The 25,394-nt window shown below is 69.8% G+C and carries 24 protein-coding genes and 3 pseudogenes; 17 read left to right on the top strand and 10 right to left on the bottom strand.

Annotation, left to right across the window (positions count from 1 at the left end; all coding sequences use genetic code 11):
• On the top strand, positions 1–171 hold the full coding sequence (locus K7396_RS00735; protein WP_086717110.1) for a hydrophobic protein: 171 nt from the start codon (positions 1–3) through the stop codon (positions 169–171).
• A gap of 137 nt (positions 172–308) precedes the next feature.
• Positions 309–482, top strand: a complete 174-nt coding sequence (locus tag K7396_RS00730; RefSeq protein WP_086717111.1) for a CsbD family protein — start codon at positions 309–311, stop codon at positions 480–482.
• 118 nt (positions 483–600) lie between these two features.
• Here K7396_RS00730 and K7396_RS00725 read toward each other — a convergent pair whose 3' ends face one another.
• A complete protein-coding gene (locus K7396_RS00725) occupies positions 601–1,503 on the bottom strand; it encodes an RNA polymerase sigma factor SigF (protein ID WP_086717112.1) in 903 nt (300 codons plus the stop codon).
• Between the two features lie 312 nt (positions 1,504–1,815).
• Here K7396_RS00725 and K7396_RS00720 point away from each other — a divergent pair, with 312 nt between their 5' ends.
• Positions 1,816–2,208 carry an ATP-binding protein gene (locus tag K7396_RS00720; RefSeq protein ID WP_223659524.1) on the top strand — a complete coding sequence of 131 codons (393 nt, stop codon included), beginning with the start codon at positions 1,816–1,818 and terminating at the stop codon, positions 2,206–2,208.
• A gap of 5 nt (positions 2,209–2,213) precedes the next feature.
• Here the strand turns inward: K7396_RS00720 and K7396_RS00715 are convergent, their stop codons facing one another.
• Together K7396_RS00715 and K7396_RS00710 are read right to left on the bottom strand one after the other, a co-directional pair.
• Positions 2,214–2,558 (bottom strand): beta/alpha barrel domain-containing protein, encoded by a 345-nt coding sequence (locus K7396_RS00715; protein WP_223659522.1) that lies wholly within the window; start codon positions 2,556–2,558, stop codon positions 2,214–2,216.
• Between the two features lie 76 nt (positions 2,559–2,634).
• Entirely contained in the window at positions 2,635–3,456 is an 822-nt protein-coding gene (locus K7396_RS00710) for a maleylpyruvate isomerase family mycothiol-dependent enzyme (RefSeq protein ID WP_223659520.1), read from the bottom strand.
• Between K7396_RS00710 and K7396_RS00705 the strand changes: the two genes are divergently transcribed.
• The 3 genes and pseudogenes from K7396_RS00705 to K7396_RS00695 all read left to right on the top strand — a co-directional run.
• Positions 3,344–3,877: a GNAT family N-acetyltransferase gene (locus K7396_RS00705; RefSeq protein ID WP_317851961.1), complete on the top strand. Its 534-nt coding sequence runs from the start codon at positions 3,344–3,346 to the stop codon at positions 3,875–3,877. The genes K7396_RS00710 and K7396_RS00705 overlap by 113 nt on opposite strands.
• Positions 3,878–4,089: 212 nt before the next feature.
• Positions 4,090–5,787, top strand: coding sequence for a hypothetical protein (locus K7396_RS00700; RefSeq protein ID WP_086717115.1), 1,698 nt, complete (start codon positions 4,090–4,092; stop codon positions 5,785–5,787).
• Between the two features lie 72 nt (positions 5,788–5,859).
• Positions 5,860–5,988, top strand: a pseudogene (locus K7396_RS00695) (pyridoxamine 5'-phosphate oxidase family protein); the annotation flags it as partial.
• A gap of 88 nt (positions 5,989–6,076) precedes the next feature.
• Here K7396_RS00695 and K7396_RS00690 read toward each other — a convergent pair.
• Positions 6,077–6,457, bottom strand: coding sequence for a winged helix-turn-helix transcriptional regulator (locus K7396_RS00690; RefSeq protein ID WP_086717116.1), 381 nt, complete (start codon positions 6,455–6,457; stop codon positions 6,077–6,079).
• 117 nt (positions 6,458–6,574) lie between these two features.
• Between K7396_RS00690 and K7396_RS00685 the strand changes: the two genes are divergently transcribed.
• Positions 6,575–6,982, top strand: coding sequence for a RidA family protein (locus K7396_RS00685; protein WP_086717117.1), 408 nt, complete (start codon positions 6,575–6,577; stop codon positions 6,980–6,982).
• 95 nt (positions 6,983–7,077) lie between these two features.
• On the opposite strand, the gene K7396_RS00680 is transcribed toward K7396_RS00685, so the two are convergent.
• Positions 7,078–7,773: a hemerythrin domain-containing protein gene (locus tag K7396_RS00680; RefSeq protein ID WP_086717118.1), complete on the bottom strand. Its 696-nt coding sequence runs from the start codon at positions 7,771–7,773 to the stop codon at positions 7,078–7,080.
• Between the two features lie 256 nt (positions 7,774–8,029).
• Between K7396_RS00680 and K7396_RS00675 the strand changes: the two genes are divergently transcribed.
• The 3 genes and pseudogenes from K7396_RS00675 to K7396_RS00665 all read left to right on the top strand — a co-directional run bounded on the left by K7396_RS00675 (position 8,030) and on the right by K7396_RS00665 (position 10,619).
• Positions 8,030–9,160, top strand: coding sequence for a hypothetical protein (locus K7396_RS00675; RefSeq protein WP_143589067.1), 1,131 nt, complete (start codon positions 8,030–8,032; stop codon positions 9,158–9,160).
• Between the two features lie 11 nt (positions 9,161–9,171).
• A pseudogene (locus tag K7396_RS35850) lies at positions 9,172–9,390 on the top strand (AraC family transcriptional regulator); the annotation flags it as partial.
• Positions 9,391–9,440: 50 nt separating this feature from the next.
• The gene (locus K7396_RS00665) at positions 9,441–10,619 is read left to right on the top strand and encodes a 4-hydroxybenzoate 3-monooxygenase (protein ID WP_086717120.1); all 1,179 of its coding nucleotides are present in this window, start codon (positions 9,441–9,443) and stop codon (positions 10,617–10,619) included.
• 109 nt (positions 10,620–10,728) lie between these two features.
• Here K7396_RS00665 and K7396_RS00660 read toward each other — a convergent pair whose 3' ends face one another.
• The 4 genes and pseudogenes from K7396_RS00660 to K7396_RS00650 form a co-directional block, all read right to left on the bottom strand.
• Entirely contained in the window at positions 10,729–12,000 is a 1,272-nt protein-coding gene (locus K7396_RS00660; protein WP_086717121.1) for a hypothetical protein, read from the bottom strand.
• A 355-nt stretch (positions 12,001–12,355) separates the two neighbouring features.
• Positions 12,356–12,716, bottom strand: a pseudogene (locus tag K7396_RS00655) (TetR family transcriptional regulator); the annotation flags it as partial.
• A 295-nt stretch (positions 12,717–13,011) separates the two neighbouring features.
• On the bottom strand, positions 13,012–13,143 hold the full coding sequence (locus tag K7396_RS35590; protein ID WP_263295684.1) for a hypothetical protein: 132 nt from the start codon (positions 13,141–13,143) through the stop codon (positions 13,012–13,014).
• A gap of 131 nt (positions 13,144–13,274) precedes the next feature.
• Complete coding sequence (locus tag K7396_RS00650; RefSeq protein ID WP_086717122.1) at positions 13,275–13,496, bottom strand: DUF7489 domain-containing protein; 222 nt, start codon at positions 13,494–13,496, stop codon at positions 13,275–13,277.
• Between the two features lie 187 nt (positions 13,497–13,683).
• On the opposite strand from K7396_RS00650, the gene K7396_RS00645 reads away from it, so the two are divergent.
• The 3 genes from K7396_RS00645 (at position 13,684) to K7396_RS00635 (ending at position 17,319) form a co-directional block, all read left to right on the top strand.
• Positions 13,684–14,550: a GNAT family N-acetyltransferase gene (locus K7396_RS00645; protein WP_086717123.1), complete on the top strand. Its 867-nt coding sequence runs from the start codon at positions 13,684–13,686 to the stop codon at positions 14,548–14,550.
• A 245-nt stretch (positions 14,551–14,795) separates the two neighbouring features.
• Positions 14,796–16,235, top strand: coding sequence for a cellulase family glycosylhydrolase (locus K7396_RS00640; protein ID WP_086717124.1), 1,440 nt, complete (start codon positions 14,796–14,798; stop codon positions 16,233–16,235).
• Between the two features lie 379 nt (positions 16,236–16,614).
• Entirely contained in the window at positions 16,615–17,319 is a 705-nt protein-coding gene (locus tag K7396_RS00635; protein WP_086717125.1) for a DUF4232 domain-containing protein, read from the top strand.
• 182 nt (positions 17,320–17,501) lie between these two features.
• Here the strand turns inward: K7396_RS00635 and K7396_RS00630 are convergent, their stop codons facing one another.
• Positions 17,502–18,692: an alpha/beta hydrolase gene (locus K7396_RS00630; RefSeq protein WP_086717126.1), complete on the bottom strand. Its 1,191-nt coding sequence runs from the start codon at positions 18,690–18,692 to the stop codon at positions 17,502–17,504.
• 507 nt (positions 18,693–19,199) lie between these two features.
• Between K7396_RS00630 and K7396_RS00625 the strand changes: the two genes are divergently transcribed.
• The 4 genes from K7396_RS00625 (at position 19,200) to K7396_RS00610 (ending at position 25,318) form a co-directional block, all read left to right on the top strand.
• Positions 19,200–20,180: an ABC transporter permease gene (locus tag K7396_RS00625; RefSeq protein ID WP_086717127.1), complete on the top strand. Its 981-nt coding sequence runs from the start codon at positions 19,200–19,202 to the stop codon at positions 20,178–20,180.
• Between the two features lie 103 nt (positions 20,181–20,283).
• Positions 20,284–21,348 (top strand): ABC transporter permease, encoded by a 1,065-nt coding sequence (locus K7396_RS00620; protein WP_152104250.1) that lies wholly within the window; start codon positions 20,284–20,286, stop codon positions 21,346–21,348.
• Between the two features lie 64 nt (positions 21,349–21,412).
• On the top strand, positions 21,413–23,548 hold the full coding sequence (locus tag K7396_RS00615) for an ABC transporter ATP-binding protein (protein WP_152104251.1): 2,136 nt from the start codon (positions 21,413–21,415) through the stop codon (positions 23,546–23,548).
• Positions 23,549–23,620: 72 nt separating this feature from the next.
• The gene (locus tag K7396_RS00610; protein ID WP_086717142.1) at positions 23,621–25,318 is read left to right on the top strand and encodes an ABC transporter family substrate-binding protein; all 1,698 of its coding nucleotides are present in this window, start codon (positions 23,621–23,623) and stop codon (positions 25,316–25,318) included.
• Positions 25,319–25,394 lie beyond the last annotated feature (76 nt).

The following is a 25,394-nucleotide window of genomic DNA, read 5'->3' as shown; positions in this document are numbered from 1 at the left end:
ATGGTTCCCCTGCTTCTCGTTCTTCTTCTCGCTCTGATCCTTTTCGGTGCCGGTTTCGCTCTCAAGGCTCTATGGATCGTCGCGGTCATTGTGCTGGCGTTCTGGCTGCTGGGATTCGTGATGCGTTCTGCCGGTGCCGGCGGCAAGCGCGGCCGGTGGTACCGCTGGTAGCGCTCCCTTCGCGAGCGCGGGGCGGGCAGACGGTTCACCGCGTCTGCCCGCCCCGATTTTGTTGTCCGGGAGTAATCTGGGCAGCAGAGTATTTCCGCCCGCCAAGGGACGGCGTCGGTCCGAAAGGGGCAGCGATCATGAGCGCCAGCGAAAAGGCCAAGGCGAAGGCCGAGGAAACCGTCGGTAAGGCGCAGAAAGAAGCGGGGCGCACGGTCGGAAACGAGAGTGCGGCGGTGAAAGGCTCGGCGAAGGAATCCAAAGGAAACCTCCGCGACGCCAAGGAGAAGATCAAGGACGCGTTCAAGGACTGAACGCCCGACGGACGCGGCGGTCTACGAACCTGCGGTTGGGCCCCGCGAACGTGTGGGTGGGCCCCGGCATCTCGCCGGAACCCACCCACCTATCCGCCCGCCCGCGGGGCCGCGAAGCCTATGCCTGGTCGAGCATGCCCTCGCGCAGGCGGGCCAGGGCGCGGCTGAGGAGCCGGGAGGTGTGCATCTGGGAGATGCCGAGTTCGCCGCCGATCTGCGCCTGGGTCATCTCCTGGCCGAAGCGGAGTTCGAGGAGGTGCCGGTCGCGTTCCTCGAGCTGCTCCAGGAGGGGCTTGAGGGTGTGCAGATCCTCGACGAGGTCCATGTCGGGATCGCGTTCGCCGATCAGGTCGGCGAGCGGGGTCTCGTTGCCGTCGTCGCTGATCGTGACGTCGATGGAGGAGGCGTTGTAGCCGTTGGCGGCCACCTGTCCCTCCAGGACCTCGTCCTCGCTGATGCCCAGCTCCTCGGCCAGCTCGGCGACCTTCGGGTCCCGGCCGAGCCTGCCGGACAGCTTCTCGTTGGCCCGCGCGAGGTCCACACGGAGTTCCTGAAGGCGGCGCGGCACCCGCACGTCCCAGGTGGTGTCGCGGAAGAAGCGCTTCATCTCCCCGGTGATGTAGGGGATGGCAAGGGTGGTGAACTCGACGTCGCGCGAGAGGTCGTAGCGGTCGATGGCCTTGATCAGACCGATCGTGCCGACCTGCATGATGTCGTCCATGTCGTCGCCGCGGTTGCGGAAGCGCCGGGCCGCGTAGCGGACCAGGGAGAGGTTCATCTCGATCAGGGTGTTGCGCGCGTACTGGTACTCGTGCGTGCCTTCGTCGAGTGTCTCCAGCCGGCGAAAGAACAGCTGCGTCAGCTCACGGGCGTCCCGGGGCGCGATGTTCTGCGGGTCCTCGATGTGCGGCAGCTCTCCCGGCAGCGCTGCCGACGCCGTGCGAACGTCGACTGCGGAGCCCTGGGCCTCGGCTGCCGAGTCCTGGGCCTGGACCGCGGAGGTCGCAAGGCTGGCACCCATGGTGGTGTTCCCTCCTGCTGTGGTTGCGCCGATCATGCGACCGGGTACCCCCGCCGCGGCCGCCCATGCGCCGGCCCGGCCATCCGGATTCCGGTTCGATCCTCCGAGCTCCGGCCCGGCCCTCCGGCCTGGTCCCCGGCCCGGCCCTCCGGGCCACGGCCCGCGCCACGTGTCTCCGGCCACGACTGAGACGGCGAACCCGGGGTATACGGCGGTTGGCGCACGCGGCAGGCTCGTGCGCGGAGCACGTGGTGGAGACACATGTACCAAGCAGCGCCGAACACGGAAGTACACCGGCCATGGACCGAGCCGGTGCTCACGTCCTATGCCGCCTTCGACGCCAGTACCGCGTCCATCGCCGCCGCCCGCGCGTTCGCACGGGACTTCCTGACTCAGGTGCAGTCCGAGCACGGCCTGCCGGTCTCCTCCCAGGTGCTCGGCACGGGGCAGCTGGTCGTCAGTGAACTGGTCACCAACGCCTGCAAGTACGCTCCCGGCCCGTGCCTCGTCGAGCTGGAGATCGTCGGCGCCACGCTGGTGATCACGGTGTGGGACAGCGACCCCACCCTCCCGGACGCCCGTCCGGCCGACCCGGAACGGATCGGCCGGCACGGCCTGGAGATCGTCCTCGCCGTCTGCGAGGACTTCGACGTACAGCGCGAGCCGGTGGGCAAGCGGATCGAGGTCCGCCTCCCCCTGGCGTGACCGGGTTACCTCCCCGGCGTGACCGCGTCCGCGCCGTCCCGCCACCTGCTGGCCGGGTAGGCGACATGGCCGTCCGCTCCGCCGGCGTAGCAGGTGTCAGGGTCTCCGACCGCCAGTTCCCGGCCCAGGGCGAAGCGCGTGACCAGGTCGGGGTTGGCGATGAAGTGCGTGGCGGAGGAGACGGCGTCGGCGTGGCCGGACGCGATGAGGGCGTTGGCCGACTCGCGGTCGAAACCGTTGTTCGCGATCATCGGGCCGTGGAACTGCCGCCGGTAGCGGGCGATCGCCCCGACGTCGGGAGCCAGGTCACAGGAGCCGCGGTCCCCTCCGCGAAGGTGCGGATAGGCCACCGGGTGATCGTTGAGTGACGAAGTCCTGCGGCGGCGATACCGCACGGCGCCCGGCAGCCGCGGGCTTCCCGTTGCCTCAGGGCGCCGTGAAGAGCGCCGGGAAGCGGGGAGCGAGCCACGGTTTGCGGCCCCGGACGAGGATCCGACCCTGGGCCAGGGCGCTCCACTGGCCGCGTCGGCCGAGCGCCATCAGGAGGAAGGTGACCGGCTCGATGAGGATGGTGCAGTCCGCGCGGGCCGGTGGCTGCGGATCGACGGCCACGGCGCCGCCCCGCACCGCCACGCCGAAGCGGCCGCCACCCCACAGGCGGATCGCGTAGCGGGCGGTCAGCCCGGCGGTGCGGGCGGAGTCGGTCACCCGTGGCATGGCCGTGATCAGGAACGGCAGCGTCAGTCCGACCCGGGCCCGGTCGATCATGTGCGGCCGGCCCAGGGCGCGGGCGAGGTCGTATCCGTGGCCCAGCATGTGCGTGAGCAGGTACGACCCCAGTACGTCCGGTTCCATCGGGCCCAGCGGGGTGACGACGCTTCCCGCCGCGGCGCCCTCCGCCCGTGCCCTCAGATAGGCATCGGTCTGCGCCACGATCATCGCGGCCAGCGGCTCGGCTCGCCGCTCGCCGAATTCGGAGAGCGCCCGCTCATTGGCCGCCGCCAGACTCTGCGGCGTGCCGTCGCCGTAGCTGCGCGCCCGGCCCGCCGCGATGTCGGCCATCAGCTCGTTGGCCTGCGCCAGATGTGCCGCCGCCTCCCCGACGGTCCACTCCGAACCGGGCACCGCCAGCTCCATGTCGGCGCCCCCGCGCAGCAGCGCGGCGATCTCCTCGGCGGTCTCGCGCAGCGCCGCACCGAGCCCCTCGGGCAGCGCGCCCCGTATGTCCTGCCCCGCCACTGACTCCACGCCGCTCCACCCTCGGTCTCGTGCTCGTGACGGATACGCGCGCCACCGGGCGGCGAACGCGTCACGGATCGCCGGGGAACAGGAGACCAGCCGGCACGGTCCGCGACAAGACCCTGAACAGCGACGTCTGGCGCGCGGGCGGCAGCACGGCGGACCACCGGCCCCGGAAGGCACCGGCCCCACCTTCTACGGCCACCCCGACGGCTGGGGCAGCGGCATCGCCACCGTCTTGATGACCGAGACGCTGCGCCGCCTGCACGACGACGGATTCACCCGGGTGCACCTGTGGACCCTGCGCGACACCCCACGGTCCCGCCGCTTCTGCACCAGAAGCGGCTTCGCCGAGTCCGGCGCCGAGCGCACTTACGACTTCGGCGACGGCAACGCCCTCGACCAGATCGAATACGAGCGAACCTGCTGAGCGTCGGCGGAGCCGCCCTGCCATCGGGCAGCACCCACGACGGCGGGGGAGTGGCAGCCCGACGGGTGCCGTCGTCCCGCCAAGTGCCTTGGTCCGTCACCGGCCTCAAGTTTCGCCCGGTGTACTCGTGTGGGGGCCAGCCCCCTGTCCCATGCGACACCCCGGGCCGCGACTAGGGTCGTTCCTCACACAGATCCACACGGGGGAAGCACATGGACGATTGCAGGGCCGATGACGACCGGCCGGACGACCACGGGCTGGACGACCACCGGCCGGACGAGGACCCGCCCGACAACATCTACATGGCCGGCAGGCGCGCCCCGGAGGGTTCCGCAGCCCACCACTTGTACCTCTGGATCGAGTCCCTGCACGATATTCTCGACCGTTTCCTCGACCAGTACACCTCCGAGGGCTGGCAGCACGACTACAGCGCCCGCGAACTACCGGAACTGGAGGAGCAACTCCTCGACTTCTGCCGGGGCGACGACGGCAGCGACTCCAACGCGATGTTCATCGAGTCCGCCGCGGCCTATCTGGGCGAGACGCTGCTGGCGGAAGCGGGCGGGCGCTGGGACTGGGACGAGCGTGCGGGCACGGGCGGATTGCCCGTGGTGTGCCCGGACCCTGCCCTCGGCCTCGAACCGGTCGTCCCGCTCCTCGTCGTCGCTCAGGCCGTCAAGGACCGGACGGGGAAGGTCTTCGCCACCGCCGCGCGCCTGCTGCGCAAGGCGGTCAGGGACCGGCAGCGGCAGCACCCGGAGTGGTGGCCGGAGCGGGTGCCCACGCCGTGGGTGCACTACGGGTGCCTGTTCAGGGCCGGCGACACCGCGTACCGCTGGCAGAACGCCCGCATGCTCGACTACCTCGACTGGTGGGCCGAGGAAGCGGGCGGCCGCCAGCACTGGAACTTCACCCGCGCGTCCCTGGACCGGCTGGAGACGCTGCTGCGTGAGAACTTCCCGACGGTCGAGGACTACCACGCGGCCAGTGACGAGCCCTTCTGGGTCATGGCCGCCTGGTACGTGGGCAAGTGCGTCGTCGAAGGCAAGGGCGCCCAGTGGCAGTACCGCGGCATCAACCCCGATGCCCCGCCCGGCACTTGGCACGCGGAGGACTGCTACTGGGCCGGCGCCGTCTTCGTCAACCAGCGGCTCCGCTACGACGGCCACGCCGAACTCCTCCCCGTCATGCTGCGCGACGTCGTGGCCGGCGAGAGCCTGCGCGACGTGGTCGACCGCTTCCCGGACCGCGCTCCGGAGGGCGACTACGTCTGGGGAGAGCCGGCCTGGCCCACCGTCCTGTGGCAGCTGGCCCGCCCGGAACACCTGGCGGCGCCGTCGCTTCCGCCCCTCACCGCGGCGGAGCTGAAGGAACTGGAGGAGACGGACGACCTGGAGGGCCCGGACTGGGAGGACAACCACCGCCTGAACACCTGGCTGGCCGAACGGCGGGAGACCTTCCCCACGTGGGCCGGGCAGGCGGGCGGAGGAACCACCGCCTGGGACTTCTCCGCCCAGAGCCTCGACCGGCTCGAAGACCTGGTGCGCGGCACGTTCCGCAGCTACGACGAGATCTCGGCCGAGCAGGACTCCCCGTTCCTGGTGGGCGCGGCCTGGTACTTCGGCGAGGTCCAGGTCAGGCAGTGCGGCGCCGTCTGGAGGTGGTGCCCGCGGCCTCCCGCCGAACGCCTTCCGGGTGACTTCCCGATGGTGGCGGGCCCCGCACCCCGAACGAAGAACGACGACTCGGACGACGAGAACGAGTCCGCCGACGATCCCTGTGAAGACCACGGCCCCGATGAGGACGACGACGATCCCGTCCACCTCTGCGCCCCCATGAGCGAACTGCGCGCGCTGTTCGTCCGCGACCCGGACGAGAGGCTGCGCCACGCGTTGCACGCCTACGGCTAGCGAGTTCGTACGCGGCGGGCCGCGGCCCACCGACTCCGTACCCGACCACGACCCGCTCCCGCCCGAGGGAGCGGGCACACGAATGGCCTCGGCGACGCCTTTCGCGAGGGAGATGTGGTGGTGTTCGCGGTGGCCCCGGCCACGGCGTACGGCTTCGGCCGGAGCGACGGGGTCTACTCCCATACGCGGTGGGCGTTCTGACCCACCGGGCTCCGAGTTATGTTCCGCCACGACGAGACGGACGGACATGGCCGGCCGGCCACGGCCCCACTTCCGGACCGGCCGGCCGTCAGGCGTCGAAGCGGCGGCGGGCGGTCTCGATGTCACCGAGGTACCGGTGAGTCCAGTCGCACATTCCGTCCACCGTCGCCCGCAGCGCACGGCCCGGCTCCGTGAGGGTGTATTCGACCCGTGGCGGCACCGTGGGGTGCACACACCGGTCGACCAGACCGTTGCGTTCCAGCATGCGCAGGTTCTGGGTGAGCATCTTGTGGCTGATGCCGTCGATCTCGTTGCGCAATTCGGTGAAGCGCAGGGTGCGCTCGCCTACGGCTTCGATGATCAGGAACGCCCACTTGTTGGCGACGTCCGAGAAGATCTCCCGTGCCAGCGAGTCCGCGCGTGTCAGGTCTGCTTCGTCCTTGGACGAGCCCTTGAACTGCTTGGTCACCCTCAGGTTCCCCCGTCACCGAAAAGTGCGTTCTTCCATGTCAGCATTCACTCTCCTACGGTGCCTGAGTAACCACAAGAGACCGTGGAGGTCTCTCACGACCTGGAGGCAGGCAGCATGGCCGTCACCCTGATGAACCCCAACGGATTGCCCGAGATCGACGCCTACCGGCAGGTGTCGATCGCCTCCGGAGCGAAGCTGGCCTTCATCGCCGGACAGGTGGCCTGGGACGCGGAGGGGCGCACGGTCGGCGAAGGCGACCTCGCCGCGCAGGTCGAGCAGTGCTACCTCAACATCGCCACTGCCCTGGCCGAGGCCGGTGGTTCGTTCGGTGGCGTGGCGAAACTGACCGTCTACGTCGTCGACTGGACCCCCGACAAGATGCCCCTGCTCCTGGAGGGGATCTCCCGGGCGGCCGCGAAGCTGGGAGTCACCCCGGTCCCGCCGGCCACGCTGCTGGGCGTAGCCGCACTGGACGTCCCGGACCATCTCGTCGAGATCGAAGCCACCGCGGTCCTCGACTGAACCGATGCTCCCCGCCCACCGGGCGGCACGCAGAGCACCGCGATGCCCAGCGGCCGCCCGGTGTCCCGTGGTTGCAGGTCAAGCGCCGAGGTCCCTCAGGCGGGCCCGCACTCCTGCAGGGCCCACGCCTCCGGCACGGCGAGGTCCTCGTAGAGGCGGCTGCGCTGATCGGGGCTGAGGGTGGTGGTGACGGCGGCGAGCGTGCTGCCCGCCTGGTCGGCCGCGGCCTGCACGACATCGTGCACGATCGCCGCGCGCGTCGGGGGCGGCAGGGCCGGCAGCATCCTGCGGAGGTCCGTAAGGGCCTCCTCCTGGGTACGGGACGAGCGAAAGGCGGCGTACACGGCCCCCAGCTCCTCCTCGCTGGAGTACTCCCACAGCGCCGGCATCGCGACTGTTTCTTCCACGTACAGGTGCGCCAGGTAGGCGCTGATCACCTCGTTCAGCGCGAGGTACAGCGCGTGCTGGGCCTCCGCGAGGGCGTCGGCCGGGCTCGTGGGCAGGGCGCGCGCCCGCTCGTCCAGCGCGACGAAGGCCGCGTCGAGGCGCACATGCTCCGCCTCCAGCGCATCGGCCGCCTCCGGAGCCCGCTCCCGCAGCAGCCCATGGATGAAGGTGTCTTCATGATCGGCGTGCTCGCGCAGCTCCTGCGTCATCGCCAGGCAGCGCTCCGCTTGACCGGCGGCGGTGCCGCGCTGGGAGATGTCCGTGCTGCCCAGCTCGACGGCGAGGGCGAAGAGGCGGGCACGCTGCCCCATGTGGACATTCCGATAGAGATCGACCTTGGGCATGACGTGTCCTCCGGGTGCCGTTTCGGGATATGGCAACAGGCTGCTATGTCGACAACATGTTGGCAAGTGGTCGCGCTCGGCGCACGGGCCTGGGGCGGCGCCGGGCGACGCGTCAGCCGTGCCGCGGCACACAGGACAGCCCTCGGTTCGGCGCAATCCGGCCATGGGGTGTGGAACATCCCCGTCCGCCGGTGCCGGCAGCCGATGATGAGCGGCCGGCGGGGGCCGAACCCGTCGCGGCGAAGGGGGTTCCTCCATGAGACCGGGCCGCAGCAGCGCCATGGCCGCCACCGCACTCGCACTGGGAGCACTGCTGACCACAGCGCTTCCGGCGACCGCCGCGGAAGGCGCCGGTCCGGCCTCCCGCTGCGCGCCCGCCGTGCATGCCCTCGACCGGCTGCCGGGCGCCGGCGCCGGGGCCTGGGGCAGTGAGAGCGTCAACGACTTCGGCACCGGCGGCTTGTCCGTCGGCCGGTCCGCCGGGCTGCCCGCCTACTGGACGGGAAGCGCCGTGCACCGCGTCCCGCTCCCGTCCGGATACGACAGCGGCTCGGTCGCCGCCGTCAACCACCACGGCCTCATGGTGGGCAGCATCCAGGGCCCGGTGGGTGTCGCCGCCTTCAGCTACCGGGCCGGCGCCTCGGCCGTACGCATCCTCCCCGGCGGCACCTATGCCGCCGACGTCAACGACCTCGGCACCGTCGCGGGCGGCAACGACAGTTCGGACACCGCCTATCTCTGGACCGGGGCCACCCTCACCCGGACCCTCGCCGTCACACCCGGGCACACCCGGGTACGCGTACGCGGAATCAACTCCCGTGGAACGGTGCTCGGTTACTCCTGGTACTCGGACGGCGTGAGCGAGGTGAGCGGCAGCGTCGGGCTGGTCTGGCCCGGTGGCACCACGGGCCCGGGACGGGACCTGAGGCCCGTGGAGATCAACACCGACACGGACTGGTATCCGTCCGCCATCGACAACCACGGACGCGTCGTCGGTGAACGCACATCCAGCCACCAGGACCTGGCCGCCGAGACCTACTGGGACGCCCCCTACACCAAGGACGGCGTCCAGATACCAGGGCTCCCCGCTCACGAGGGCAAGGGCTGGCTCAACGACATCAGCCCCAGCAGCGGCGTGGCCGTCGGCACCGCGATGTTCCCGTACGGCATCCCGCCGATCACCCCCATCGACCAGGCTCAGATCTGGCCGGGCTCCGGCCCGCTTCGCGCCCTCCCCGGCCTCGCCCCCGACGGCCCGGCCGGCGCCGAGGCCGTCAACGACCAGGCAAGAGCCGGAGGCTGGGCCTACGACGGCGATCCATACGACGGTGCCGGCGCCCCGCACCCCGTGATCTGGACCTGCGCTCTGGGCCAGGGGTACCGGTAAGTTGACGCCCCATGCCCAAAACCCGCCGATCCGGGCCGTTATCCTCTCTGCCGCCGGCGACCGCGCCGCACGGCGGAGCCTGGATCTCGCACGGCTTCCAGCTCGAAGCGCACTCCCACTCCGAGGGCCAGTTGGTGTACGCGGCCGCCGGGGCCGTGGCCACCACGACCGAGCGGGGAACCTGGGTCGCTCCTGCGCACCGCGTCACGTGGACACCGCCGGGGTTCGAGCATGCGGGGCACGGCCGGTCGTCCCTCTCGCCGAAAGGCCCACCCCGCACATGGTTGAGACAGCGGAGAACACCACCACCGTCGTCATCGTCGGCGCCGGAGTGGCCGGGCTCACGCTCGGCAACTTCCTCCTGCGCAGCGGCATCGGCTGCGTCATCGTGGGGAAGCACAGCCGCGCATACGTCGAGAAGCGACAGCGTGCGGGCACCGTCGACAGCCGCGGCGTACGGATGTTCCGTGAGTGGGGGCTTGCGGACGTCGTGAAGGACGGCTCCTCCCCGAAGAAGATCAGCGGCGGCACCTGGATCGACGGGGTCATGTACCCCACCAGGTTCGGGGACGACGACACCGACGCGGTCTTCATCCCTCAGCAGACCCTGGTCCGCAACCTCACCGACGCCTTCCTGGAGGCCGGCGGCGACCTGCGCTTCCAAGCCCTCGACGTCGGCCTGGAAGACATCGACGGCGAACGCCCCACGGTCCACTACCGCCATCCCGACGGCTCGTCCACCACCCTCACCTGCGACTACGTCGCCGGCTGCGACGGGTTCCACGGCGTCAGCCGGGCCTCTGTCCCCGCCGGCGCACTCACGCTCCACTCCCACGAGTACAAGTACTCCTGGCTCAGCGTCATGGCCGAGGTGCCGGCCGACCCCTTCGGTATGGCGCTCCACGACCGTGGCCTGGCCGCACGCTACCCCCGCGGCGCGGACGCCAGCCGCCTCTATCTCCAGTGCCCGGCCGGCGACACTCCCGCGCAGTGGCCGGACGAGCGCGTCTGGAGCGAACTGCGGGCCCGCTTCGGCGCCGACGTGCCCACCGGCCGCATCGTCGACAAGCGGATCGTGCCCCTGCGGTCCGTGGTGTACAGCCCGATGAGCCACGGCCGCCTCTACCTGTTTGGCGACTCGGCCCACATCGTCCCGCCGATGAGCGCCAAGGGCATCCACCTCGCCCTCTACGACACCGAGGTGTTCGCCCGCGCGATCATCGCGAAGGTCAGGGAAGGCGACGCGAGCCTGCTCGACGGCTACTCCGACACCTGCCTGCGCCACATCTGGAACTACCAGGCCTACGCGGCCTGGATCACCGATCTGATGCACAACGCCGGCGACGCCGCCTACGAGGGCGCCTTCCGCAAGCAGATCTCCCGGGCGGAACTGCGGCGCCTGCACGACTCTCCCACGGCCGGCCGCCTGTATGACGAGCTGGTCGACGGACTGCTCTAGACGTCACTCCCCCAAGACGCGGAATTCCACCGGCTGGGCGGCACTGCCCCGCACGCGCCCGCGCGGGGGCGCGAACGGGAGCAGCGCCGGCGAGCCGCTGCTGAGCCGCTCAGGAACCCTGCAGGGCACGGAACGAGTCGAACCAGACCGTGGTCCGCCCGACCCTGCCGTTCTCCTTCCGGACCGTGCGGTTGGCGTACAGGGGGTTGAGGATCCACGGCTTCTTGTGAGCGCCCCAGCCCGTCTGCATGGATTCGATCTGCGTCACCCCGTAGGTGGCCACCGCGAGCTTCCCGGTCTCCCGGAACATCCGCATCTGCTGTGTCAGATAGTCCTTGTGCGAGGCGAACCACGGACTCATCGCGAGGAAGTCGTCCCACCTCTCCTGGGGGAAGGGCTTCTCGATCGCGTTGCCGATCACCTGCCACACGCGGGTGTCCGGGGGCACCTGGTACTTCTCGGCGTAGGCCGCCGGGACCTTGTCGCCCATGTGGTCCTCCCAGTGCTGCACCAGGGAGAACTCCGTGGCGAGGAACTTCTTGCCCTTGTCCAGCCGGGACACGACGTACTGGACGTACCTGCCCGCCGCCTGCAGGGAGTCGACGTGCGGATGGATGTCGAGGCCCTCGAGCTCCGGCTTCCGGTTGACGAAGGCCACCCACCGCTCGGTGGCCGGTGTGCGCCCGACCTTCTGGTCGAGGCGGTTGAGGGCTCCCATGTACAGGCGGGTCCCGCAGCCGTGCGGGAAGTGCTTGTTGCGGTAGCCGATGACGTGTTCGGCGACGTGCTCGTAGAACACGTTGAGGCGCGCGTCGCGCTCGTCGTCGAGGGTTTCGAGGAAGGGCTCGTTGCCGATGGTGAGGATGTCCGTCTTCCCCATGACCGCGTCCAGCACCCGGTCCACGCGCTTCAGTTGCGCTGCCATCTCCTTGCTGCCCACCGTGGGCAGCGACCGCCCGAGAGTCAGGAAGGGGAACTTCAGGGAGAGAATCGTCCTGAAGCCGCTCCCGCCCGCGTCGAGCAGCCTGGCGATGGACCGCTGCCGGCCCGGGGCGTGCGTGTCGAGGTCGTCCGTCATCGGGACGAAGCCGCGCACCCACTTCGCCGAAAGGGCCCGCACCTGGGGGAAACTCATGTCGGAGGGGTCTTCGTTGAAGTTCACCCCGAGCGCCCCGTCCGGCGCCTCGCCGGCGGGCGCACCGCCGCTCTTCGCGCGCGGCTGCACACCGCCCTCGTCACCCGCCTGCTCACCCCCCTTGGGACCGCACGCCGCCGTGAGGAGGGCCGCACCGGACACCCCCAGCAGCCGGCGACGCGAGGTCGGCCTCGCGAGGGAGGGCGTACCGGACGTGTCGGGCTGCGCGGACGGCTCGTACCGCATTGCTGTTCTCCGATTCTGGTGACGTCGTTGCCGGCGCCTTCCCCCACCGGTGCCGCCTGAGGCGCGCCGGCCGGGTGGAGGCCGCGGAACTGCCCTTGCCGACAGGCAGCTTCATCCTGCATGCGCGACGCCCCGGCGCCGGTCCGTGCATGATCAACGTAGTTCATCGGAGTCAGGGCAGTGGCCTCGGCTCTCTCCGTCGGAACGGCATGCGGAACGGCATGCGGACCTTCCGGTGCCGGCGCCGCACCTCAGTCGTGTGGGCTCGGCGGACGTCTGAACTCCACGGCTGTCTCGTCCGGGTGAGAACGTACGAACCGTCGGCCACCAGCCGTCGACCACCAGCCCTCAGCCGTCAGCCGTCGGCGGCGAGACGGTTCAGCCACTCCCGCAGCAGATGCTGCTCGGCGGTGCTGAGGTTCGTCTGGTCGGGCAGCGCGGCGCGCAGGGCACGGGCGGAGCCGGCCGGACCCGGGTCCTGCACGGCCGGCTGCTGGTGGGTGACAGCGGCGACCATGCACTCCCGAAGCGCGGTGAACAGGGCCGGATCGCGCCGGTCTTGGGGCAGGGAGAGCCAGGTGAGCACCGCGCCGCGCGCCGTGGATGATCCGGGCCGCGAGTTCCTCGTCGACGCGAAGCCAGCCGCCGGCAGCGAGGCGCCGGATGCGGCCCACCAGGATCTCCATGCCGGCCTTGAAGGCGGCCGAAGTGGTCCTGGTGGGTTCGGTGTACACCCTCTGCTGATGATGGCCGATCAGTCATCACCAGCAGACCTGTGACCTGGTCTGTGCGGCCCGCCGGCGGATTTCGCTGCCGGTCGGCCAATGCAGTATGATCATGATGCAACTTCGGTCCTCGGGCCGGAACCGCGCGTCTGTGGTCCAAGGAAAGACGTCCACCAGCCGGTGGGAGATGCAGGTGCAAGGCCTGCCGGGCGCTCCGCCAAGGGGCCCTTCCTCGTACGGGGAAGGGCCCCTTTTTTGCGCGGCCGACCCGCGGGCCGACCGTCGCTCAGCCCCGCTCGTCCGGCACATGCACCAGATGCAGGCAGGGGGACGGCCCGGCGTTCCCGTGGTGGCGCGCACCGAGACCGGGGGTCACCACCAGGCCGAACGTGATGTGCAGGCGGGCGACGATGGCCATGTCCCGACGCCACCTCCGCCATGCAGCTCAGCGAGCGTACGTGGGCGGTGCTCAGCTGCTCAGCCGGCCGGTACGTGCGGCGGCCCCGGAATGGCAGTAGCGGCTTCCCTCACCTCCGGGCTCCTGGACGGCTACTCCTTGACCGGGTCGGCTCCCGGCCGCTTGACGACCCGGTCGTTGACCTCGATCGACTTCCAGAGCCGGCGGCTGATCCGGACTTTCATGGATTCGCCGTCGGCACGGCGGACCTCGACGAAGTGGTACATGTTCGAGCCGTCGAGCATGCCCCGCGACTTGTCGATGACGACGCCTTCCCAGGAGTCGTCCCGTCCGACTTTGTGAGATGTGAACATGCTGGGGAGCCTACGAGGACCGGCAGCCGACCTTGCAGAGCCATGCGTCATCACCTGGTGATGACATATGTCCTGCCGGGGCACTGAACCGAACGCGGACGGCTGCGTTCGCAGGCGGGTGAGCCTGAGCCGGATCGGCCCGGTTAATCGGTTGTGGACCTTCGGAACGGAGTGTCTGATCCCGGCTATGACGATTGTGCTGAGTACGCCGACTGTCGACGGGGTACGCGAGGCCATGGCCGCGCTGCGGGCGTGGCAGTACGACGAAGCGCCGATGCAGTTGCATTCCGGGGACATCGGCTGGAACTACCGGTTCGGAACGGCCGAGACGGCCGCGGTGGTCCGGACCTGGAGCCGGGACGGGAGGATACTCGCGGTCGGGATGCTCGACTCGCCGACGCTGGTGCGGATGGCGGTCGCTCCGGACGCCTTCCGGGATGAGGACTTGGCGCGGCGGCTGGTCGAGGACTTCTCACTGCCTGAGCGCGGTGTGCTGCCGGAGGGAACGGTGTCCATCGAGGTCCCCCCGGGCCTGCTGCTCCACGACCTGCTGAGCAAGGAGGGCTGGGGCGTCGACGAGCCGTGGACGCCTCTCTTCCGCGACCTCACCGAGCCGGTGGAGGACCCCGGCGTGCGGATCAAATCGATCGGCCCGGAGCAGGCGCAGGACTTCGCCGACGTCCTGCGGTCGGCGTTCAACACCTCGCGGCCTACGCGCGAGTACGGGCATGCGTTGTCGGCGGGGCCGTTCTACGCCGACGCCCGCTGCCTGGGCGCCTATGACGACCAGGGCAGCGTGGCGGCGGTGGTGACGGTGTGGTCGGCCGGCCCGGGGAAGCCGGGGCTGGTCGAGCCGATGGGCGTCCACAAGGATCACCGTGGTCGCGGCTACGGCCGGGCGATCACCGTGGCCGGGGCGGCCGCGCTGCGGGAGATGGGCTCGTCGAGCTCACGTGTGTGCACGCCGAGCTCCAATGTCGGCGGCGTCGCCACGTACAAGGCGGCCGGGTTCGAGGTGCGGCCCGAGGTGCGGGACCGGATCCGGACGGCCTGACGCCGGGGCTGCTCGGTAAGGCGCAGTCTGGGGCGTGGATCGTCTGGCAGGTACGGGTTTCCGGATCTCATCCACCGTCGCGGGTTGCGCTCGTAAGCTCCGGCGCATGGTGGATCCAAGCCCGCGAACGCCCGCCAACTCCCGCCAACTCCCGTGCATTTCTGGGAACTTCACCCACCCGCCAGTAGCATCCGGCCGGCCAGCAGTACGACGCCCAAGCAGCCCTCCTCGAAAGGGGCTCCTGCATGCGCTCGACCTCCCGCGTCGCCCTCGCCGCCCTCACCGTGATCGCCGCGGTCGCCCTCCTGCTCGGTGTCCTCCCCGCGCAGGCCCAGGCCCACCCCGACCGCGCGCCCGTCCGTGTCCCCGACCGGGTCACGGTCGGTGACCGCACCTTCATCACCGACGGCCAAGGCCGCGCGCTCCAGTGGCGCGGCTTCAACCTCGCCGACAAGAACAGCCGAGGCGCCAACGCCTTCGCCGACATCCACGAGTACGACCTGAAGGATATGGCCGCCCGGGGCTTCAACCTCGCGCGCCTCGCGTTCTTCTGGGACGACCTCGAACCCACCCCCGGCCACTACGACCGCGGCTACCTCACCAAGATGCGCCGCATCCTCGACTGGGCCAACCGCTACCACATCAAGGTCATCCTCGACGCCCACCAGGACGTATACGGCCCGCACTTCGGCTCCCGCGGCGTCCCCGACTGGGCCACCCGCGACGAGGGGTTACCGTTCTGGCCGATACCCGACGACTGGTTCTCCGAGTACTTCGAGCCGTCCGTACAGACCGCCTTCGACCACCTGTACAAGGACGCCGACTTCCGCGCCGCGCACGCTCGCATGTGGATGACGGTCGCCTCCGCCCTGGGCAGGCACCCGGCGCTGCTCGGCTACGACCTGATGAATGAGCCGTTCGCGAAGTTCCTCGAAGGTGAAGACCTCCCCGCCGCCGCGGCCCGCTTCGAGGCCACCGAACTCACCGAGCTGTGGAACCGCCTGGCCCGGGCGATCCGCCTGGTCGACCGCAAGTCGTGGGTATTCGTCGAACCGACCGTCATCGTCGGTGTCGGCGTCCCGACCCGGATGGGCCACATCGACGACCCGCACGCCGGCTACGCGCCGCACTTCTACGAGACCGCGATGGAAACCGGCGCCGACTACGACCCCAACGGCCCCTTCATCCCCTCCTACGAGGCCGCGATCAGCGACTACCCGACCCGTCACCGCATGCCGGTGATCGTGGGGGAGTGGGGCGGCAACCCCTACGTTCCGCACGCGAGCCAGTTCGTCACCGACATGACGGCCTCCCTGGACCGCTTCGCCAGCGGCTGGACGTGGTGGCAGTGGTGCCGGGGCGGCGGCTACTGCTTCCTCGACCAGACGGGCACCGCGAAGCCCAACGCCCAACTGCTCGTCCAGCCATATGCGCAGGCCGTCGCGGGCGACCCGCTCACGTTCGCGTACGACCCGGCTACCCGCACCTACACGCTCACTTTCCGCACCCGCGACACCGCGGTGGGGCCCACCCGGATCACCGTGCCCCGGGACACGTACCCAGGCGGCTACCGCATCGACATCCAAGGCAACAAGGCCAGTTGGGACCACTACGGCCAGTCCGTCACCGTGACCACCCACGGCAGGGCCGGAGCCACCTACCGGGTCACGATCAGCCCGAGATAGCCCACCCGATTCGCCCTGCCGGCCTGGACCACCTGGAGGCCACGCACCACCCCGCCAACCCGGCCTCCGGCCGAGTCCTCGCCAAAGCCGGGTTCACCCACACCGGCACATCCGACCGAACCAACCACCGAGGACGGAACCGCCGTGCCCTACCGGGTGTACGTCATGCAAGAACCGTGGCTTCGGCCGGAACCGGACTCGCACGGCTGGGCCAGGCCCTCACATGTTGCCGGGGCCAACCCCTCCGCCCCATCTGCCTGTTCGTGGTTTACCCGCGTGTAGGTTCGCCAGTGGCGTGAGGAAGAATAGTGACCTTCGGCGAGGGGCCGAAGAGCCTTCAGCCTGGCCCCTCTCTCCCTGAACGCAACGAGGAGTATCTGTGAACCGCACCTACACCGCCCGTATACGACGTGCCGCGCTCACCGCGGCTGCCGGTGTAGCGCTCGCGGCGACTGTCACCGCCTGCGGCACGAATGGCGGTAGCGGGTCGGCCGCGTCCGACGACTCCGCGGCGTCCGCCAAGGCCACCCCGGAGTCGTCGAGCGGTGCGTCCCAGGAGGGCTCCGGCAGCGGCAAGGAGGCCGGCTCGTCCGCGAATGGGGGCACGTCGGCGAAGGACGGTTCGTCCTCGTCGGGCTCCAAGTCGGGCCAGCCCGGAGACCAGAAGGGCCACGGACAGTCCTGCGGGGCCAACGACCTGAAGTTCTCGGCGCGCTCCGAGTCGCAGGCGGGCGGCTACATCCTGCTTTCTGCCCGCGCCAAGCCCGGCATCACCTGCACGATCCCCAGCGGGCTGCCCTCCATCTCCTTCGGATCCAACGGCATCGAGGCGCACCCCGCCGAGCAGGCGGTCGGCCCGGCGGTCACACTCAGCGGCTCCAAGACCGCCTATGCCGGCATCAACCCCAAGACCACCAAGACCAACGGCGGCGTCGAGTTCACTTTCCTCATCGCGGCGATCGGCTCGTCCGACCCGAACCCGGCGAGCGTCTCCACGGGCTCCGTCACCGTCGACAGGCCCATCGTCACCAACTGGCACACCAGCCCCGCCGACGCCGTCCCCGGTGACGGAACGGACAACTGACACCTCAACAGCGCGGCCCCGACCGGACGCCCGGAGTCGGGGCCGCGCTGTGCTCGCGGGGGCAACCACTCATCGACGTGTGGCGGGCTGAGGCGACGGGGCAGCAACCCTCGCCGCCGCGCGCCTGCCCACCCCGGCCCAATCGGGCAGCTGGGGCGCCATGACGACGAGGCCCGCGCGAATCAGCTGCCCGGCAGCTTCTCCTGCAGCCAGTCGAAGACGACCTCGCAGTGCTGCTGGGGGGCCATAGGGGAGCAGTGCAGTTGTGCGCCGGTGGCCGCGGTGAGTTTCATGTAGTCCTTGGGTGCGGTCAGCTTGTCGAACATCTGGCGTGGTTGTCCTGGGTAGAACTGTTCGTCCTCGTAGTCGAGGATCAGGGTGGGCATCGTGATGCGGCGCACCACGTCGGTGATGTCCAGCGACCTGATGAGGGTGGCGGGGGTGTAGAAGTCGGTGAACATCTTGCCCCGGCGGGCCGCGAGCATCGCGGGAACGGAGAAGGGTTCGAAGCGCTTCTTGAGGGTCGCGGCGGCGGACGGCGGCAGCTCGGGGACGACCTCCTTGTTCCAGACGGCGTTGGTCTTCTCCTTGCTCGGGGTGAGGATCTCCCGGATCTCCGGGGGGAAGCCCAGCCAGGGCTGGAGCACGCCGGGCATCGCCACCAGGGCGGCGATCCGGTGCTCGAAGGCCGCGACCCCGTAGGTCCACATGTCGACGTCCTGGCCGTCGCTGCCGTTCGTCAGGATCACCGTGGGGCGTGGCTCGTGGGAGGTGTCAGGGCGGAAGAACCACACGGGCAGCGGCGTCCTCCCGTACGGGACGTGTGCCGTCAGGGGGGCCGGGTCGCACCGCTCGCAGAACGCGTCCCAGGACTCGCGTCCCGCCCGGTACAGCTGCTCCTCGCTGCCGGGGTGGTCGGAGCCGAGGACGAAGAACAGGGCCTGGCCGTAGTACTGCGCCGCCCGCAGGGCCCGGAAGCGCGTGGTCTGCGTCCCGGGCCTGCCGCTCCGGGGCGGCTGACGCAGCTGGTCGCCGAGGTTCCGGAAGGCCTTGGTGAAGGTCTGCGCGGAGAGGCCGGCCTTGTTGATGGTGTTCACGGCGGTGAGCACCTCGCCCACCTCTGCGGCGCCGTACCCGGACGCGCCCAGGGCGAGCAGCCCGTTGAAGTTGAAGCCGGGGTCCTTGAAGAGCGTCATCGCGCCCGGCGTGGCACCGTCCGCCGGAGCGGGGGCCCCGGCCGTGCGGGTGGGAGCGGGCGAGGGGCCCGGCGCGCTGCATCCGGCGGCGAGCACGGCCCCCGCCCCGCCGACGAGGCCGGCCAGGGTGGTGCGGCGGGTGGGGCCGGGCGCGGGGTCCCCCGATACGTAGGTCATGCCGACCGAACGTACGAGCCGTGACCCCGGAGCCCTGTCACCGACACCCGCAGGTCCCCCGAACGGCACTTCGTGGCCCCCGCCTCCCTCGCGGGGAGGTGGAGGAGGCGGGGCGGCCACCGACTCGGACCGGTCCACGTGCGCGCGTGGTGGCTCCGGTGTGGCAAGTCAGGCCCTCACCAGGGCGTCTGATACTCCGTCTGCCGTAAAGTCTTCGTCAACTGCCCTCCTCGCAGGTCACGTTCGCAGGGTGTCCGGATAACGGGTTTCGCTACGCGGAGGAGCGGTGCGAGCCTGGGATTCAATACCGTAGATCCGCAACGGCCATCGAATCTGCGGGATGTGGCGGTAATGCCCTTGGTCAACAGGGGAGTTGGCGTTACCGCTCCGTGAACATCTCGTTATCGACAAACGTGTTGAATACATGAAGGATGTGCTCGATCCGTACCGACCCCCACTTCGGCTGCACATGGCTGATTCGGTGCGCACGAGGGAGAGACATTCAGCATGGGCCGCTATTTGGTGCGCAGGCTGGCGAACTACTTGGTCCTGGTGGTCGTCGCCGCGTCCCTCACCTATTTTCTCGCCGGGCTCAGTCTCAACCCCCGAGCCAAGTTCGAGGGCCGGAATCCGCCGTTGCCCGCGTCGTCGATCACCAAGACGCTCGACGAATACAACATGAACCCGGACACGCCGATCCTGACCCGGTTCGGACACTGGGCGGAGGGCGTCGTGCACGGCGACCTCGGCAAGACCATCGAAGGCGACGACGTCAACGACGACTTCGGCCGCCGGGTGGGCGTCTCCACCCGGCTGCTGCTGATCGCCACCCTCGTCGGCTCCGCCGGCGGTGTCGCGCTCGGCGCGCTGGGAGCCATTCGGCAGTACCGCCTCTTCGACCGGGTCACCACCCTCGCCTCGTTCTTCGTGCTGGCGATGCCGGTCTTCGTCATCGGTGTCGCGCTGAAGATCGGCGCCACCGCGCTGAACGACGGAACGCAGACCATCAAGGTGCTCGGCGAGTACGACGCGCAGTACGCGGGACAGTGGAACTTCGACGCCCTCGTCAACCGCGCCCAGCACATGCTGCTCCCGGCGCTGACCCTGATCATCCTCCAGGTCGCGCTCTACAGCCGCTACCAGCGCTCCACCATGCTCGACGTGCTCGGCAGCGACTTCCTGCGCACCGCCAGGGCCAAGGGGCTGCGCCGGCGAAAGGCGCTGGTCAAACACGGACTGCGGACGGCGATCCTGCCCGTCGTGCCGCTGCTGGTCTACAACATCGTGCTGCTCTTCACCGGGGCGACCTTCACCGAGAAGACCTTCGGCTGGCACGGCATGGGCGAACTCCTCGTCGACTCGATCAACAAGCAGGACGTCAACTCCGTCGCCACCGTCGGGCTGTTCTCGGCCGTCCTGGTCCTGATCGCCGGCGTGCTGTCCGATTTGTTGTACGCGGCGCTCGATCCGCGCGTACGGGTCCGCTGACCTCCCAGCCACCGCTGGGAGGTACCCCCGCCCCGGCTACCGCTGGGGGACACCCCCGTCGCCGACCGGCCCCCGCCCCTACCGCACCTCAGGAGAGCGCGCGATGAGCGTCCAGCTGCCCCCCGCCACCGAACCGGCCCCCGGCCCCGTCCCACCCGGTGAAACCCCCGGCCGTTCCGCCAAGGCCCGTACCTCACGGCTGCGGCTGACGGTCCGCCGCTTCGCCCGTAACCGACTGGCGTTGTTCGGCCTGTTCCTTCTCGTCCTGCTGTTCCTCGGCGCCTACGGCGGCCCGTTCCTCACCAAGTGGGACTACCAGCAGCACGACTTCATGAACTTCCTCTCCAGCCCCTCCGGCGACCACTGGTGGGGCACCACCCAAGGTGGCGTCGACCTCTTCGCGCTCACCATGCGCGGCCTGCAGAAGTCGCTGATCATCGGCCTCCTCGTCGGTGTCATCTCCACCTTCCTGGCCGCCACCGTCGGGGCCTTCGCCGCGTACTTCGGCGGCTGGACCGACCGGGTGCTGATGTGGCTGGTCGACCTGCTGCTGGTGATGCCCTCGTTCCTGATCATCGCCGTGCTGTCGCCCGCCTTCCGCGGCGCCACCTGGCTGGTCTTCGTCATTCTGCTCGGTGCCTTCAGCTGGATGATCACCGGCCGGGTCGTACGCTCCATGACCTTCACGCTCAAGGACCGCGAGTTCGTCAAGGCCGCCAAGTACATGGGCGTCCCCGCGCCCGTCATCATCTTCCGGCACATCCTGCCGAGCATGGCCTCGATGCTGATCATCGACACCGTCATCCAGGTCGGCGCGGCGGTCATCGGCGAGAGCGGCCTGTCGTACTTCGGATTCGGTGTGCAGGCACCCGACGTCTCCCTCGGCACGGTCATCGCCGACAACACCACCAACGCCTCCACCTACCCGTGGCTGTTCTTCTTCCCGGCCGGCTGCCTGGTGCTGATCGGCGTCTCCATCTCCTTCATCGGCGACGGCCTGCGCGACGCCCTCGACCCCAACGCGTCCGGCGCCAAGGCACGTTCGCCCCGCAAGAAGAAGCAGCCGAAGCAGCGGGCCGCGGCCGCGCTTCCGGCCCAGGCGACGGCCTCCGGCACCCGGCCCACCGAGCCCGGCACCCCCGCCGGCAGCCAGGGCGCCGCCTCATGAACCGCGCCCCCCACACCCCGCACCAGCTCCCCACGCACCGCGCGCCCCAGGAAGGACCCCGACGGTGACCGAGACCAGGCCGTCCCAGCCCACCGAGGCCCTCGACACGGCGCAGCCCGTCCTCGACGTCAGCGACCTGACCGTCTCCTTCCCGAGCGAAGCCGGTGAGGTGCGGGCCGTACGCGGCGTCTCCTACGCCGTGCGGCCCGGCGAGGTGCTCGGCATCGTCGGCGAGTCCGGCTCCGGCAAGTCCGTCTCCTCCATGGCCGTACTCGGCCTGCTGCCCGATACCGCCCAGGTCACCGGCTCCGTCAAGCTCGCCGGACGCGAACTGCTCGGCCTCGGCGACGCCGCGCTGTCGAAGATCCGCGGCAAGGACATCGGCATGGTCTTCCAGGACCCGCTGTCCGCGCTGACCCCCGTCTACTCCGTCGGCGACCAGATCATCGAGGCCCTCCAGGTCCACCAGTCGCTCGACAAGAAGGTCGCCCGCAAACGGGCCATCGACCTGCTCGACGTGGTCGGCATCCCGGACTCCAAGCGCCGGGTGGACGCGTTCCCCCACGAGTTCTCCGGCGGGATGCGCCAGCGCGCGATGATCGCCATGGCCATCGCCAACGACCCCAAGGTCATCATCGCCGACGAGCCCACCACGGCCCTCGACGTGACCATCCAGGCCCAGGTCCTGGACGTCCTCAAGACCGCCCAGGAGGTCACCGGCGCCGCCATCGTCATGATCACCCATGACCTCGGAGTGATCGCCGGCTTCGCCGACCGGGTGCAGGTCATGTACGCCGGCAAGCCGGTCGAGGCCGGCCCGGTGGACGAGGTCTACTACGGGCCGCGGATGCCGTACACCATCGGTCTCCTCGGCTCGATCCCGCGGCTGGACGAGGCGCGGGCGGAGGGCACCGAGCGCCGCGCCCTGACCCCCATCGACGGCAACCCGCCCAAGATGGTCGCCCTGCCCCCCGGCTGTCCCTTCGCCCCCCGCTGCCCCATCGCCGTCGACCAGTGCCGCACCACGGAACCGGAACTGACGGTCGCCGAGGGCGCCCAGCACCCCACCGCCTGCCACCGCGCGCACGAGATCGGCGCCGGTCTCGACCGCGACGCCGTCTTCCCCGTGCCGGTCCTGCCGGAATCCGCGCCGATCGAGCGGCTGCCGCGCGAGGAGCGCCCCACGGTGCTCGCGCTCGACGGACTCGTCAAGCACTTCCCGCTCACCAAGGGCGCGGTCATCAAGCGCACCGTCGGCACCGTGCGCGCCGTGGACGGCATCAGCCTGGACATCCGCGAGGGCGAGACGCTGGGCCTGGTCGGCGAGTCCGGCTGCGGCAAGACCACCACCCTGCTGGAGATCCTCGACCTGCCCAGCGGCCAGGCCGGCACCGTCACCGTCTTCGGCAAGGACATCCGCGGCCTCAGCAGGGCGGACCGCAAGGGGCTCCGCCGCGACATGCAGATCGTCTTCCAGGACCCCATGGCGGCGCTCGACGCCCGGATGCCGGTCGGCGACATCCTCGCCGAACCGATGAAGACCCACGGCTGGGACAAGGCCCGTATCGCCGCCCGCATCCCCGAACTCCTCGACATGGTCGGCCTGGAGGCCGAGCACGCCGACCGCTACCCGCAGGAGTTCTCCGGCGGCCAGCGCCAGCGCATCTCCATCGCCCGCGCCCTCGCCCTGGAGCCCCGGCTCGTCATCCTCGACGAGCCGGTGTCCGCCCTGGACGTGTCCATCCAGGCGGGTGTGCTCAATCTCCTCGACGAGCTGAAGACCCGTCTCGGCCTCAGCTACCTCTTCGTCGCCCACGACCTGTCCGTCGTACGGCACATCGCCGACCGCATCGCGGTCATGTACCTCGGCCGGATCGTGGAACTCGGCGCGGCCGACGACGTGTTCGCCGCGCCCTCCCATCCGTACACCCAGGCGCTGCTGTCCGCGGTTCCGCTGCCCGACCCGCGGAAGGAGCGGGAGCGCACCCGGATCCTGCTCAGCGGCGATCTGCCCAGCCCGGCGGACGTGCCGTCCGGCTGCCGGTTCGCGGGCCGCTGCCCGAAGTACGCCGGACTCACCGACAGCGAGCAGGCGCGCTGCCGGGACGAGGACCCCGCGACGTCCGTCCTCGCCCCCGACCACGCGGCGGCCTGCCACTACGCGAGGCCGCTCGACGTCGTCCCGCCCGCAGCGGACTGATCCGCCCGTGATCTGCTCCGCACCCGCACATCCGTAGCACGTACGTTCCCCACAGCTCAGGAAGAGGCATCCGTGAAGGTCTCCCGATATCCCGTCGCCCTCGTCGCGACCCTCGCCGTGTCCTCGCTGGCACTGACCGCCTGCGGCGGCTCGGACAGCGACGACGACGCGCAGCAGAAGGCTCCCCTGGGCTCGTCCGCCGTCAACATCAAGGCCACGGACCCCGCGAAGCTCAAGCAGGGCGGGACGATGAACTGGGCCATCACCACCTTTGCCACCCAGTGGAACATCTCGGAGGTCGACGGCCTGCAGGCTGGCCCCACCGAGGTGATGAAGTCCCTCATGCCGAACCTGTGGCGCTCGGACGCCCATGGTGTGCAGACGCCCAACAAGGCGTTCCTGCTGGACGCCTCGTCGGCGACGGTCAAGGGCAAGCAGGTCGTCACCTGGCATCTGAACCCCAAGGCCAAGTGGTCCGACGGCACGCCGATCACCTGGAAGGACATCGAGGCCAACACCAAGGCCCTGGACGGCCACGACAAGGCGTTCAAGGTGGCCTCCAGCGTCGGCTTCGACCAGGTCGAGGACGTCAAGAAGGGCAAGGACGACTACGAGGCCGTCATGACCTTCGCCAAGCCGTTCGCGGACTGGAAGGGCATGTTCAACGCGGCGGCCAACCAGCCGCTGTACCCGGCGAAGTACGTCTCCGACCCGAAGGCATTCAACACCGCCTACGTCAACAAGATCCCGGTCACCGGCAACGCCTTCAAGCTCGGCAGCATCGACAAGTCCGCCAAGACCGTGACCGTCGTGGCCGACCCGAAGTGGTGGGGCGACAAGCCCAAGCTGGACAAGATCGTCTTCCATGCGATGGACACCAGCTCGATGCCCGGCGCCTTCGCCAACGGTGAGGTCGACTACTTCGACGTCGGCGGCGACTCCTCCGCCTTCAAGCAGGCATCCAAGGTGGCGGCCGGTGAGATCCGGGAAGCGGGCGGCCCCAACTACCGTCAGCTCACCTTCAACGGGACGAGCGCCAAGCTGAAGGACCCGAAGGTCCGCCATGCGCTCTTCATGGCCACCGACCGCGAGACGATCGCCAAGTCGGACCTCAAGGGCCTGGGCTGGAAGCCCTCCGCCATGAACAACCACCTTCTGATCTCCAACCAGAAGGGTTACCAGGACAACTCCGGCAAGCTCGGCAAGTACGACCCGCAGGCCGCCGGAAAGCTGCTCGACGAGGCGGGCTGGAAGCTCAGCGGCAAGACCCGTAAGAAGGACGGCAAGGAGCTGTCGCTGCGGTTCGTCATCCCTTCAGCCACCCCGGCGGCCACCAACGAAGGCTCGATGCTGACGCAGATGTACCAGCAGGTCGGCGTCAAGCTGCAGGTCCAGACGGTGCCGGCCAACGACTTCTTCGACAAGTACATCACCCCGGGCGACTTCGACGTCTCGCCCTACACCCTGCTCGGCACGCCGTTCCCCGCCAGCGGCTCCACCAACATCTACACCGTCAAGGGCGGCAACAACGACGCCCACGTCGGCAGCAAGAAGCTGGACGATCTGCTGAACGCGGCCAGCTCCAACGCCGATGACCCGGCCGGCGCGCTCAAGCAGACCAACCAGGCCGACGCCGAGGCATGGCAGCTTGCCGGCGTCCTGCCGCTCTACCAGCGTCCCGACATCGCGGCGATCAAGAAGAACCTCGTCAACATGGGCGCCCTCGGCATGACCGACGTGGTCTACGAGCACATCGGCTTCACCAAGTAGTCCGCCCGGCACCAGGCACAGACGCCGGTGGCCGTGCCCGACGCGATCGGGTACGGCCACCGGCGTTCTTCCGTGC

Source organism: Streptomyces angustmyceticus (assembly GCF_019933235.1).
GTDB lineage: Bacteria > Actinomycetota > Actinomycetes > Streptomycetales > Streptomycetaceae > Streptomyces > Streptomyces angustmyceticus.
The sequence above is the reverse complement of the archived record's forward strand: the minus strand, read 5'-3'. Positions and strand labels throughout refer to the sequence as shown.